This window comes from Archangium violaceum, from assembly GCF_016859125.1.
Taxonomy (GTDB): domain Bacteria; phylum Myxococcota; class Myxococcia; order Myxococcales; family Myxococcaceae; genus Archangium; species Archangium violaceum_A.
Map to the genome: position 1 here is coordinate 9,588,404 of NZ_CP069338.1, position 12,303 is coordinate 9,600,706.

A 12,303-nucleotide genomic window follows, 5' to 3' on the forward strand; every position below is an offset into this window, starting at 1 on the left:
AGTTATCGCGGAGGGTCCGAGAGGATCAACGACGGGTCGTCGTGGCAACGAAATATCGTCGTTGCCGGGGCGCTCACCGTGCCTTGCGCTTGAGCCCGAGGCGAGCGAGCCGGCTCTGCAGGGTGGTGGGCGGCACGCCCGCGATCTCGGCCGCGCCCCCGGCGCCGTACACCCGGCCCTCGGTGTGTGCCAGCAACCGCTCGAGGTAGGCACGCTCGTTCTCGACGAGCGAGGGCAGCTTGCTCCCAGAGGGCTGCTCCACGTTCGTCTTCATCGCAGCGCCAGCAGGTGGGCGGTTGCGGACGCGCGGCAGCTCCACGTCCAGCTCGCTTCCCCGGGCGAGGATGCGGGCACGCTCGAGCACGTTCACCAACTCGCGGATGTTGCCCGGCCACTCGTAGGACTGCATCCGGCACAGGCTCTCCTCGCTCAGGAGCCAGGGGCCGCGGCCGGTCCTCCGCTGGATGCCCTCGAGGATGTGCGCCGCCAGCTGGGGCAGATCCTCGCGTCGCTCGCGCAGGGGCGGCAGCCGCAAGGGGAAGACGGAGAGCCGGTAGTAGAGATCCTCCCGGAAGGTGCCTTCTTCCACCGCCTTCTCCAGATCCACGTGGGTGGCGGCGATGACGCGCACGTCCACCCTCATCGTGTGATCGGAGCCCACCGGTTGGAGTGTCCCCTCCTGGAGCACGCGCAGCAGCCGGGCCTGGATTTCGAGGGGCATGTCGCCCACCTCGTCGAGCAGCAGGGTGCCTCCGTCCGCCAACTGGAAGCGGCCCGGACGGTCCCGCACCGCGCCACTGAAGGCACCCTTCACATGGCCGAACAGCTCGCTCTCCACCAGCCCGGCCGGGAGCGCGGCGCAATTGACCTTCACGAAGGGCATGTCGCGCCGGTTGCTCCAACCGTGGAGCGCTCGCGCCAGCACCTCCTTGCCAGTGCCCGTCTCCCCGGAGAGGAGAACCGGCGCGTCCGTCACCGCCACCTGCCGGGCCGCGTCCACCACCCGGCGCATCTCCGGATGGCGTGAGCGCGCGAGCGATTCGCCCGCGTCCTCCCCACCACGCGCCTCGTCCTCGAGCAGCCGATTGTGTTCCTGCAAGCGGCGGCGGTGGCGGTCGAGCGCCCCGGCCAGCTCCGCGGTCACCATGGCCAGACCGATGACCTGGCCGTACACCGTCACCATGGACACCAGCTCCGGCGGGTAGAGGCCACAGGTGCGGCTGTCGAAGGTGATGACGCCGAGGTTCCTCTCGCCGGCGAAGACGGGGATGACCATGCACGAGTGACCATGCGGCAGCTCCAGCACGCCATCGTACGGGTCGCCTTCGTCCCCGGAGTGGTGGTGCTCCTCGAGTACCCGCGCCCGGCGCGTCTCCATCACGCTGCGCAGGGTGGGGTGGCGCTCGAGCGGCAGCCGGTGGGCGAGCACCCGCTTGTCCACCAGGGGGCCTCGCGCCACGCGTACCTGGAGGACGCCCGCCTCCAGCTCGAGCAGCGCCACGAGATCATGCGGAATGGTCGAGCCGAGCGCGTCGAGCGCGCGGGTGAGGAGCTCCTCGAGCCGCCCCGGGGTGCCGGCCAGGCGGGTCAGCTCCTCCAGCCGACCGGTCAGGGTCTGGAAATCGCCGGTGATCATGGAAGGGCCTGAGTAAGGCGGCCAGGCAGCCGGGGCAACGCTATTTCGTTGTCCAAGGCAACGACCCCGCGTTGTGGCGCCAGCCGGGGAGGCTTGGCTTCATGACCATTTGACTGAAAATACGAACCTGGTCATATTGTCTCCATGGCCGCATCCTCCCATCCTCCGGCGTCATCCGCCGGCCGCGCATCCGCCGAGGCCCGGCGCCAGCGCATCCTCCAGGTGGCCAAGGGCCACTTCGAGCGCTTCGGGTTCCGCCGCACCCGCATCGAGGACATCGCCCGCGACGCCGGTATCGCGAAGGGGGCCGTCTACCTGGAGTTCGAGAGCAAGGAAGTGCTGCTCCACGCGGTCATCGAGGCCCTGTTCGTGGAGATCGGGCGTCGGTACGCCGAGGAGGTGCTGCCGCTGGAGTCGCCCCGCGAGCGGCTGCGCGCCACTCTGCGCTTCGCCTACCGCGAGTTCGCTCGCGATGCCTTGTTCGAGCGACTCGGCCGCGAGGATCCCGAGCTGGCGGTGTTCCAATCCCTGGCGAAGGCCGGGGACAACCCACGCAAGGCGGATGTCCAGGTGGAGATGATTCGCGGCTGGGTGCGCGAGGGCATCGAGCGGGGCGAGCTCCGCGCCGACCTGGACGTCGACGCGGTGCCCTTCGTCATCGGCCTGCTGCGCTTCCTGCACTACCACACCGCGCTCATCACCACGGGAGACCGCATCACCCGCGAGCGGCTGCTCGACGCGGTCATCGACATCTTCATCGCGGGACTCTCCGCGCCATCCAAGAGGTAACGCCATGCATGCCATCGAGATCGATCGGCTGACCCGCATCTACGGCTCCGTCCGGGCCGTGGATGGAGTGAGCTTCCACGTCGAGTCCGGGGAGATCTTCGGATTCATGGGACACAACGGCGCGGGGAAGACGACCACGCTGCGGATGCTGCTCGGGCTGACGCGTCCCACGTCGGGCAGTGCCCGGGTGCTCGGCCACGACGTGGTGCGCGAGAGCCTCGAGGTGCGCCGCCAGTGCGGCTTCCTCCCGGCGAGCTACGCGCTCCCGGCCCACATGACGGCGCGCCAGTTCCTCCACTACATCGCCGCCATGTTCGACCTGGAGGCGGACGTCGCCGAGGCGCGCATCCAGTCGCTGCTCCAGCTCTTCGGCATCCAGGCCGCCGCGGATCGCAAGCTCGGTGGCTTCTCCACCGGTATGACGCAGAAGGTGGGGCTCGCCCAGGCCCTCATCAACGAGCCCCGTATCGTCCTGCTGGACGAGCCGACCTCCGGGTTGGATCCGCTCGGTCGATACGAGCTGCTCGAGCACCTGCGCCACCTGTCCTCCGAGCGAGGCGTCACCGTGCTCTTCTCCAGCCACATCCTGTCGGACATCGAGACGCTCTGCCGGCGCGTCGCGGCGCTGCACCAGGGCCGGCTCGTCGCCTTCGGTCCCATCGAGGCGCTCAAGAGCGAGTACCGCTCCTCGAACATGGACGAGCTCTACCTGTCGCTCGCGCGGAGGGCCGCATGAAGGCGCGCTTCCTCTGGCTCGACGTGCGCGCCATGCTCGGCGAGCGCAAGACGTGGCTGGCCGCGGGGATGATGGCCTACGCGGCGATCTCCATGCCCGTCCTCGTGGCGAAGCCGCCCGAGCATGTGCTCTCGGCCTTGAAGGGGTGGTTCACCACCACGGATCCCTTCATCCTCTTCCTCTTCATCTGGACCGATCTGGCGATGAACAAGAGCATCCTCGTGCTCAGCGTGGTGCTCGCGGGCAGCCTGGTCATCCGCGAGCGCGAGACGGGGCAACTCGCGGTGTTGTTGTCCAAGCCCGTATCACCCGCCTCGTACTTCCTGGTGCGGACGTTGTCGGCCTGTGCCGTCATGGCGGTGCTCTACGTGGGCGCGCATCTGGCCGTCGCGCCCCTCGTTGCTCGGAGCATGCCGGGGTTTCGCTCGGGGCTCTTCTTCGCGTCGATGGCGGTGCACCTCTTCGCCGCGTTCTTCGCCGTCTGCTTCAGCGCGCTCATGGCCGTACTCATCCGGAAGCGGGCGCTCGCGGGGCTCGTGAGCCTGTTGGTCCTCAGCCTGCTCGTGGGTCTGGCCTTCATGGGCTTCTACAACCCCGCCTGGAGTGGGCTCGCCTTCTTCAACCCCATCACCCAGGGCATCTCCGTGCTCGGCCACGTGGATGACCTGCGTCCCGGGCATGTGTTGCTGCCCATCGCCGTCTTGATGGGGATGAACGCGGCCGTACTCGCCCTCGGCGCCCTGCGGGTGCGCCATCTGGAGGTGTGACGATCATGCAAGCCACTCTTCGCCGCTACCGTCTCCTCGAGGCTCGCCATGCCGTTGGGTGGGTGCCCCTCCTGTCCCTGTTCGTGGGCATCATCCTCGTGGTCCTCACGGCCGCGCTCATTCCGCGGCTGCCCACCGCGGTCAACGCCTTCATGGAGCGAGCCTTCCTGATCCGCGGGCTCGGTGCCGTGATCCTGTTGAACGAGTACATCGGCATCTACTTCCTGGCCTTCTTCTGCGGTGCCACGGGGTTGATGAGGGCCCTCGTCGAGCCCCGGGAGAACCGCTCCCTGGAGCTGTTGCTCAGCAAGCCCATCTCCCGCGGAGCCTTCCTGGTGGCCCGGGTGGGTCCCGTCCTGCTCGCCTCCACGGTCGTGGGCGTCGCGATGTCCCTGGCCACGGCGCTCCTCGTGCGTCCCTTCACCGGAGACGGGGCCACCGTGAGCGTGGCGGGGGCGCTGGGGTCCGGGCTCGTCTTCACGGCGCTGGCGGTGCTGCTGCTCTCCGTGCTCGTCGTCCCGCTGCTCCGGGTGCGCGATGCGCTCCAGGGATTCCTCATCGCGTTCGTGCTCTGGCTCGTGCCAGTCCTCCCGAGCGCGGTGCTGCTCTACCGCCCCGACCTGTTCGATGGGCGTGAGCGGCTGCGCGAGCTGATCGTGCTGGGGGCGAACTTCATCTGGTTCGACGCGTCGATGCCTCTCCTGGGAGTCATCGCGCTGGCCGCCGCCTTCGTGGCCTCCTGGGGGGCGCTGGTGCTCGGCGCCCGCGTGTTCGAGCGCACGGAGCTCCGCTGAGCACGCGGTGACCGGAGACGCTCAGGGCCCGAGCGTGGCGGAGTGGGCGATGTTCTTCAGCACCTGCTCGGCGGCGTCGTCCGCCGTGGGGTCCACACCATCCATCCACGTGTCATAGGCCAGGTGGATGGTGCGGCTCGCCTCCAGCGCATCCTCGGAGAGGGAGATTCCCTCCAGCCAGACCTCGACGTTGGCGAGGCTGGCGCTCTCCAGATGGAAGGTCTGGGCGGGCTCCTCACCGCTGGGGGGCTCGAACCGTCCCTCCAGCAGCAGGGTCTTCCCCTCCATGTCCCTCGCGGTCGTCAGCCCCTCGGCGTCCGCGTCCGCCGGAGCGAAGACGAGCCGGGCGCGGCAATAGCTGCCGGGAGGGGGTTGCAGGGTGCCCAGCGCCAGCGCTTCGCCATCCGGACGCTCCAGGCCACTCACGTGGGGAATGCCCAACCGACGGGGGGTGCTGGCCTCGTGCGCATGGGCCGTGCCGATGGGAGAGAGCGCGCGCAGCCATCGCCACGTCCTGCTCGTCGTCTGGCAGGGGAAGATCTCCACGCTGCCCAGGGTGACATGGGCTCGGGTCAGGGCGACGCGAGCGCCCTGCGCGGTGGTGAACTGGCGGACCTGGCCCTCCGTCCGCGCCTCCCGGGCGGGACGGAGGTCGAGGTCGAGGTGCAGCCGGATGCCCTCCTCGCGCGAGCCGCACGCGCAGAGGGCCAGCAGGAGGAGGGAGGGGTGGATCTTCATAGGTCGTAGGCGACGGCGGCCTGGAGGATGGGCAGCTGTCGGACGTTGCCATGCAGGAAGTTGAGGACGGGCACTCGCACGCCGAGCGACATCACCACGTCGGTGGCCGGGCTGAAGAGGACGTCCGGGGAGACGTAGGCGATGACGCCACTGCCCACCGGATCGCGCACGCCGTTCGTGTCGCTGACGCCATCCAGGAGGCCATCCAGCGCGAGGTGCAGGGCCCAGCGAGGGTCGGGTTGGTACTGCGCGGCCAGGGTGGTGCGCAGGGAGGGGCCGGCGCGGAAGCCCTCGCGGCCACGCGTGGGGAGGTAGCCCGTGGCGCTGGCGAAGAAGGACCAGTCCGCGCGGAAGGTCGAATAGGAGAGACCCAGGAGCGGATCCAGGGAGCCGGTGCCGAGTTGGGCATCGAGCGACAGCATTCTCCCATCCGCGTCGCGCACCGTGGTCGAGGTGGGGAGCCGGGCGCCGGCGAGGATTCCAAAGAGGTGGTCCGGCGAGAACTCACGATCCCGGAAGACGAAGGCCTTGGCGCTGACCTCCATGTCGCCGAGCCCCCACGACGTCTCCCGCGCGAGGCTGACGTCCCGCACCGCCCGGGTCTGCAGGGGCAGTGTAGCCGACAGGAAGAGCCACGAGAGGGGGGCATAGGCCACCGACAGGTCCATGCGCAGCTCGCGGAGGGAGACGGCGTCGACGGACTGTTGGCCTGTCGTCATGCCCCAGGCACGCATCTGGGTGGCGAACCTCAGGCGACCGGCGAAGGGCTGCTCGGTGCCCATGGAGGTGAGGGTCGGATCTCCACAGGCGCAGGTGGCACAGGCACGCCCCTCCGTGGAGACGAGGAGGGTGGCCAGGGTCAGCGCGGCGACGAGCGAGGACTTCCACATGGGAGGTACTCTATCGGCCGGGGTGAGGTGACCCACTGCGGCGAGTTGTCGCGGGGCCTCCTCCGAGTGCTTCACGGAACACTTTCAACCCGGAAGTGGCGTGGCTCCGAGTCGGAGTGTCCGCACCACTTCGAAGGGGCGATCTCCCTCACGCGCGATGATGCTGACCTCGGCAACCTGGAAGACGAGGGGCGTCCAGGTCTCACTCAGCCGTGAGCGGAGCTCCGCCACCTGCTCGGGGCTTCCGGACTGGCCCACGCTGAGGTGAGGCGTGAAGCCACCCGCGAAGCGCGAGGTCTGGGTGTAATCGGGAGCGGCGGCCTGGAGCGCGGCCTGGATGCGCGCGAAGGACTCGCGAGGCTCCGGCGCGAGCCAGAGGGTGCTCCGGTCGGCGCGGTGCTGGAAGACCCGGAACGAGGCGAGGGTCGCCTCGAAAGGGCTCAGCGCGGAGCAGGCGGCCTCGAGCGCGGGCAGCAGCTTCGGCAGCTCGTAGCGAGGTGCGAACGGGTAGAGCAGGGTGACATGAGGCATCCAGCGCTGGACCTGGCGATCATGCACACGTCGGATCGCCTGGATGGGTGGCCAGACTTCGGCGGGCGGGATGAAGACGACCGCCGTGCGATGGGTCCACGCTGGATTGGCCATGAGCCATTCTCGCTGAAGCGTTGTCGGTAGCACATGGTAGCGTCCATCCCGTTGAGGCAATCGTTTTTCCTGCGATTTCGCCTCATCACCCGAGGGGGGCGGATGTCCACCGGGGTGACCCCGGGTCCACGAGCATCCAATATGAGTGCGATTTCGCGCCCTTCAAACCCCGGGCGGACATTCTCCTCAACGGCCAGGCCGTGTCGCCCACGGGACGGGCAGTCGACTCGCTCCTGGTGACACTGGAGCTGGGGACGCTGCGCAAGTCCATCCGGGTCACCGGAGATCGCCGGTGGGAACGAGGACTGCTCGGGTTGCGTTCCTCTCCGCCCCAGGCCTTCGTCCAGATGCCGCTCGTCTATGAGCGGGCCTTTGGCGGGACGGATGTGTCACACCCGGAGTTGCGTCACCAGGGTGCTGAGCTGCGCAACCCGGTGGGGGTGGGCTACCACAAGAATCCTGATGCCCAGGCGGCGGAGGGGACGCGTCTTCCGAACATGGAGGATCCCCGGCAACCCATCTCCGGATGGAAGGACACTCCACAGCCCATGGGGTTCGGTCCGGTCGGCCGGAGCTGGCAACCGCGCCTCTCCCACGCGGGAACCTACGACCAGCGATGGCTGGAGGAGGACCATCCCTTCCTGCCACGCGATTTCGATACGCAGTACTTCCTCTGCGCGCCTGTGGATCAGCAGGTGCCCTACCTCCGGGGCGGAGAGACCTTGCGCTGTACGGGAATGACACGAGAGGGCGCACTGGTGGCTCGTGTCCCCTCGCTGCGGTTCCCCGTCACCTTCCGGTTCGACGATCGGGACCAGTGCCTCGAGCCTCTCCTGGACACCCTCCTCGTCGAGCCGGATTCGCATCGGATGATGCTGACCTGGCGGAGCTCGGTTCCCCTGGGCAGGAAACCCGGGAGGCTGCGGGAGATCCTGGTGGGACATCAGCCGGTTCGCTTGCCACCCGGGCGAGGCGGCGGAAAGCGGCATTTCAAATCGCTCGCCGAGGTCGTGGCCATGTACCGGAAGAGCCAGCGAAAGGTGGGCCAGCGATGAGCACCATCCGGCTACACGTGACGGCCACGGGCATGGTGTGCCCGGTGGGGCTGAATGCCGCTTCGGCTAGCGCCGCCATGCGAGCGGGCCTGTCCGCCTTTGGGCGGCTTCCCTATTGGGACGATGCGCGCAAGCCCGTTACCGGTTCGGCGGTCCCAGTGCTGCCGCTCGACAGGGGACGCCACGAGCGGCTGGTGGATCTGCTGGCGATGGCGATCTCGGATGCTCTGGGCGGAGAGGCAGGGGCTGGGCTCGAACACGTTCCCCTGCTGGTGGCGGTGGCCGAGCCAGAGCGCCCCGGCAGCGGAGCGGACATCGCGGGCGAGCTGGTGGCCCGGGTGGAGCGTCGGCTCGAGCGGAGGTTCCACCCTCGCCTGTCGCGCGTGCTGCCGGGAGGTAACGCCGCTGGTTTCCAGGCGCTGGAGACAGCTCGGAAGTGGGTGATGGAGCGCCGGGCCGATGCCTGCCTCGTCTGCGCGGTGGACTCCTTCCTCAACGCCCGCTCGCTGCTCTGGTTGGAGGAACACGGGCGTCTGAAGACCCGGCGCAACGCAGACGGTGTCATTCCCGGAGAGGCGGCGGCGTGCGTCCGGGTGGAGGGCCACATGGGGAGGACTCGCCAGCCGCTGGCCACGCTCGTGGGATTGGGCTTCGCCCGGGAGCCTGCCTCGGTACTCAATGAGGAGCCCCTCCGCGCGGACGGGCTGGTGCGGGCCGGGCACGCCGCCCTGGAGGAGGCCGGGCTGAGGATGCAGGACATGGACCTGCGCCTGTCGGATATCTCGGGGGAGTCGTATGGCTTCAAGGAACAGGCACTGGCGCTGACACGCCTGCTGCGGGTGAAGCGGGAATCCTTCCCGTTGTGGCTGTGTGCCGAGTCCATCGGGGAGGTGGGAGCCGCGGCGGGGCTCTGTCAGCTCGTGCGGGTGACGCAGGCCTATCAGCGGGGCTATGCGCCCGGAGAGCGCGCGATGTGCTTCACCAGCAGTGCATCTGGAGAGAGGGCGGTGGCGGTGGTGCAGCGGCCGAAACAAGCTGGGGAGGGACGCCGATGAGCGGCAAGGTGTATGCGAACGGGAACGAGGTGGTGAGGAAGGGCGGCGCCGGGAAGGTAACGGCGGCCTTTCCGGACGTGTGCATGAGCCCGCCTCCACCGCCAGCGGGCCCCGTGCCAGTGCCGTACGCGGACAGCTCCTCCGCGAACGAGCTGAAGGCGGGAAGCCGGACGGTGCAGATCGCCAACAAGGAGGTGGCTCTCCAGGACGAGTCCTACTACCAGTCCTCTCCGTTGGGGAATGAGGCGGCGACGAGGAGCTTCGGGGCGAGCGTGGTGACGCATACGCTCACCGGGAAGACGTACTTCGCCTCGTGGTCGATGGACGTGAAGGTGGAGGGAAAGGGGGTGGTGCGGCACATGGACCTGACGACGTCGAATCACGGGAGCTACCCGGGAGCGACGCCGCCGTTCCCGAACCTGTCGGAGGCGCAGATCGCGCAGGCGCAGGAGCTTGCCCAACAGCGGATGAAAGAGGGGCAGTGCCCCTGCTGCGGGAAGGACACCTGCCCAGCGGCCTTCAAGGAGGACGATGAGCCGCTGACGATGGAGGAGTTCTATAGGGTGGACATTGATACGTCCCGGCGGGAGTATTTTAAATTGCTGATGGAGGACAAGCAGAAGCTCTGTAAATGTAATGGCCGGGTCTTTCCCGAACCCCCCTGTGATGTATTCAGAGCAAGTGAACGCGGGGGGCAGCGACGAAAAGATATTGAAGCCGCATGGGGTAAAGAAATCAGGCAATACAGGGAGAGTTACGAGAGAATGACTGGCGTGAGGCTCAAAAGTGCAGCGGATTTCTTGGACGAATTTCTGCATGATACCGGTAGGCCGCAGGCCTTGAGAGCTACTACCAAGATGACGAAGCGGGAGTTGGAAGCACTCGAACAATTAGAAAAGCACCAAAAGCCTCATGATGCTCAACTCTTGAAGGATGCGCGGGACTACAAGAAGCTGAGCACGAAGGCCAAGAAGCTGGAGAGAATCAACCACTTGGTGCCCAAGGAGGCGTCCGGTTGTCCAACCAGCCCGAACAACCTCCAGCCGCAGCAGACTTTGTGCAGGGTATGTCAGGCAATTGATGATTTCTTTACCGAGGAGTGGCAGGGGAGGTAGCAATGAGACCGTTCTTCTATTGGGAGCCAGTGGATTGGAAGAGCCGTGGATACTTTGTTCCCAGTTCCTCTGCCGATGACCCGGATTTGAAAGCGGATGAGAGTTCATCTCTCTGGTTGGAAGTGCAGGGAATCCTGACTCAGGCGAAAGCTGGAGATTTCAACCGGATTGCCCGACTTTTGGACATCCATGCTGCGACCAGATCCCACCTCCTGCGCTGGGCCTGTGCTCAGATTTTGGGAGATGCGGGCACGGCGTTCTGTCTCAATCGCATGGTTCTTGAGTTGGATGATACTTTGGATCCCGATAGGGCGGGAGATTTTTGTCATGCATTCGAGGCATGGGGCAGCCTGTCCGCCATACCAGCCTTCCTCAAGTCTTACGATAGATATTTCGGGTTCCAAAGCATGGATGCGTTACCTCTCATGCTGTCGACTATCTTGGAGATGGAATGGGGTCCTCTGTCCGATTTCCCGACCGAAGATGAGCTGCTTGCCTATGAGGATCGGGTGGTGGAGCAGTACGAGGAACTCAAACAGAAGTTCGGGACGGATGACGTCATTCTGCTGCACGGGGAGCGTTTTGGAGTGGTGTCGCTGGCTCGCCGGATGCTGAGGAGCCTGGGTGACAGCCATTTCGAGAGAGCCATGCAGCCCTTCTACCGGCGGAGATTCGAGGCCAGCACGGGCATCGACTGCTCGGGCTTCTATAAGGACCGAGAGTTCCAGCCGCTCACGGCCGCTGCCATCCTCGAGGGGTTCTTGGAGAGCCCGCGGGCTGCCCGGTACGAGGAGGGCGTGCGCTACTTCTTCGGCCACCCCATTCCAGAATGAGCCACCCCATGCCGCTTCCTTCCAACGGTCCATTGCCCGAATTCGTTTCGCTCCACTTCGAGGAGTCCTCCTTCCTCTGGAGCTTGCGTCGCGGGGCCATACACGCCCCCCACTACACCTTCGTGGAACTGGAGCGGCTCGACGAGCGCATCGAGGCTCATCTGGATGGATTGCGTGTCGCGGGCGAGGCCGCCCGAGCCATTGTCGATGAGGCACTGCCCGTGGCCGGAATGGGGGAGATCTTCACCTCGGCCGTCTCCGCGCTCGACACCGGGCCGAGGGCCCGCTTCCCGCCCGTGTTGGAGCTCGCTCGTGAGTCGGAGCCCGGCCTGGAAGCTCTTCTCGCGGCGCTCTCCTGGTTGCCGTGGCCTCGGGTGGCGGGTGTCATCGAGCAGCTCTCCAAGGAGGAGGAACCCGCCCTGCTCCGGGTGGCCCTCTCCGGGTATGCCGCGCATCGTCAGGACGCGGGTGCAGCGCTCTCCCGGGCGCTCGCCAGTACCGACGTGCAGCTCCGCGCTCGGGCTCTCCAGGTCGTGGGCGAGCAGGGTCGCCGGGAGTTGCTTCCCCTTGCCAGTCAGTCCCTGGCCTCCGCTGATGAGGGATGCAGGTTCTCCGCCGCCAGGACGTGTGTTCTGTTGGGAGAGAGGGCGGCCTTGCCCGTCCTCCGTTCCCTCGCCGAGCAGGGTGGTCCCCATGCGATGGACTCCTGTGAACTGGCCGTGAGGCGGATGACACACCGTGATGCCCGTGCGTGGTTGATGGGGTTCACCGAGCGGCCCGAGCACCGCCGTCTCGCTTTCCTCGGCAGTGCGGCCCTGGGCGATCCATTCCTCATTCCCTGGTTGCTACACGTGATGCGCGTGCCGGAGTTCGCCCGCGTGGCAGGGGAGTCCTTCCGCTTCATCACCGGAGCCGACCTCTCGGAGCCCCGTTTCGAAGGGAAGGCTCCGGAAGGCATCGAGGCCGAGGATGATCCCGATGAGGAGCCGCCCTGGCCGGCTCCGGAGGCCGTGGAGTCATGGTGGGCCGAGCGGAAAAGGGACTTCCACCCGGAGGCGCGCCATCTGCTCGGACGGCCCATGACACCGGAGGCGCTCCGGGGCGCACTCCAGTTCGGCCGCCAGCGTGAGCGGAAGGCCGCGGCCCTGGAGCTGGCCCTGAGACACCCCGGCCAGCCACTCCTCGATGTCGGCGCTTCGGCCTTCAGGCAGCGGCAGTGGCTCGCTGCCCTCATGTGAGCCGGAGCGCCG

General features: G+C 67.1%; 13 protein-coding genes. 9 read left to right on the forward strand and 4 right to left on the reverse strand.

Translation table 11 applies throughout. From position 1 onward, the window contains the following. Positions 1 to 73: 73 nt before the first annotated feature. Positions 74 to 1,636 (reverse strand): sigma-54-dependent Fis family transcriptional regulator, encoded by a 1,563-nt coding sequence (locus tag JQX13_RS40500; RefSeq protein ID WP_203404749.1) that lies wholly within the window; start codon positions 1,634 to 1,636, stop codon positions 74 to 76. Between the two features lie 144 nt (positions 1,637 to 1,780). Here JQX13_RS40500 and JQX13_RS40505 point away from each other — a divergent pair, with 144 nt between their 5' ends. Genes JQX13_RS40505 through JQX13_RS40520 form a run of 4 tightly spaced genes read left to right on the forward strand, consistent with a single transcriptional unit; the run spans position 1,781 to position 4,722 of the window. Then, complete coding sequence (locus JQX13_RS40505) at positions 1,781 to 2,425, forward strand: TetR/AcrR family transcriptional regulator (RefSeq protein ID WP_203404750.1); 645 nt, start codon at positions 1,781 to 1,783, stop codon at positions 2,423 to 2,425. A gap of 4 nt (positions 2,426 to 2,429) precedes the next feature. Continuing rightward, a complete protein-coding gene (locus tag JQX13_RS40510; protein WP_203404751.1) occupies positions 2,430 to 3,161 on the forward strand; it encodes an ABC transporter ATP-binding protein in 732 nt (243 codons plus the stop codon). Continuing rightward, entirely contained in the window at positions 3,158 to 3,928 is a 771-nt protein-coding gene (locus JQX13_RS40515) for a hypothetical protein (RefSeq protein WP_203404752.1), read from the forward strand. Before JQX13_RS40510 ends, JQX13_RS40515 begins: the two co-directional genes overlap by 4 nt. Positions 3,929 to 3,933: 5 nt before the next feature. Continuing rightward, positions 3,934 to 4,722: a hypothetical protein gene (locus tag JQX13_RS40520; RefSeq protein ID WP_203404753.1), complete on the forward strand. Its 789-nt coding sequence runs from the start codon at positions 3,934 to 3,936 to the stop codon at positions 4,720 to 4,722. A gap of 21 nt (positions 4,723 to 4,743) precedes the next feature. Here the strand turns inward: JQX13_RS40520 and JQX13_RS40525 are convergent, their stop codons facing one another. The 3 genes from JQX13_RS40525 to JQX13_RS40535 all read right to left on the reverse strand — a co-directional run bounded on the left by JQX13_RS40525 (position 4,744) and on the right by JQX13_RS40535 (position 6,995). Next, positions 4,744 to 5,460, reverse strand: coding sequence for a hypothetical protein (locus JQX13_RS40525; protein ID WP_203404754.1), 717 nt, complete (start codon positions 5,458 to 5,460; stop codon positions 4,744 to 4,746). Beyond that, a complete protein-coding gene (locus JQX13_RS40530; RefSeq protein WP_203404755.1) occupies positions 5,457 to 6,350 on the reverse strand; it encodes a transporter in 894 nt (297 codons plus the stop codon). The genes JQX13_RS40525 and JQX13_RS40530 overlap by 4 nt, the downstream gene beginning before the upstream one ends. 84 nt (positions 6,351 to 6,434) lie before the next feature. Continuing rightward, positions 6,435 to 6,995, reverse strand: coding sequence for a 2'-5' RNA ligase family protein (locus tag JQX13_RS40535; RefSeq protein ID WP_203404756.1), 561 nt, complete (start codon positions 6,993 to 6,995; stop codon positions 6,435 to 6,437). Between the two features lie 20 nt (positions 6,996 to 7,015). Between JQX13_RS40535 and JQX13_RS40540 the strand changes: the two genes are divergently transcribed. Genes JQX13_RS40540 through JQX13_RS40560 form a run of 5 tightly spaced genes read left to right on the forward strand, consistent with a single transcriptional unit; the run spans position 7,016 to position 12,291 of the window. Further along, positions 7,016 to 8,050: a DUF2169 family type VI secretion system accessory protein gene (locus JQX13_RS40540; protein ID WP_203404757.1), complete on the forward strand. Its 1,035-nt coding sequence runs from the start codon at positions 7,016 to 7,018 to the stop codon at positions 8,048 to 8,050. After that, a complete protein-coding gene (locus tag JQX13_RS40545) occupies positions 8,047 to 9,105 on the forward strand; it encodes a hypothetical protein (protein ID WP_203404758.1) in 1,059 nt (352 codons plus the stop codon). Before JQX13_RS40540 ends, JQX13_RS40545 begins: the two co-directional genes overlap by 4 nt. Continuing rightward, positions 9,102 to 10,220 (forward strand): PAAR-like domain-containing protein, encoded by a 1,119-nt coding sequence (locus tag JQX13_RS40550; RefSeq protein ID WP_203404759.1) that lies wholly within the window; start codon positions 9,102 to 9,104, stop codon positions 10,218 to 10,220. Before JQX13_RS40545 ends, JQX13_RS40550 begins: the two co-directional genes overlap by 4 nt. Before the next feature lie 2 nt (positions 10,221 to 10,222). After that, entirely contained in the window at positions 10,223 to 11,053 is an 831-nt protein-coding gene (locus JQX13_RS40555) for a hypothetical protein (protein ID WP_203404760.1), read from the forward strand. Positions 11,054 to 11,061: 8 nt separating this feature from the next. Then, positions 11,062 to 12,291, forward strand: coding sequence for a TIGR02270 family protein (locus JQX13_RS40560; protein ID WP_203404761.1), 1,230 nt, complete (start codon positions 11,062 to 11,064; stop codon positions 12,289 to 12,291). Positions 12,292 to 12,303 lie beyond the last annotated feature (12 nt).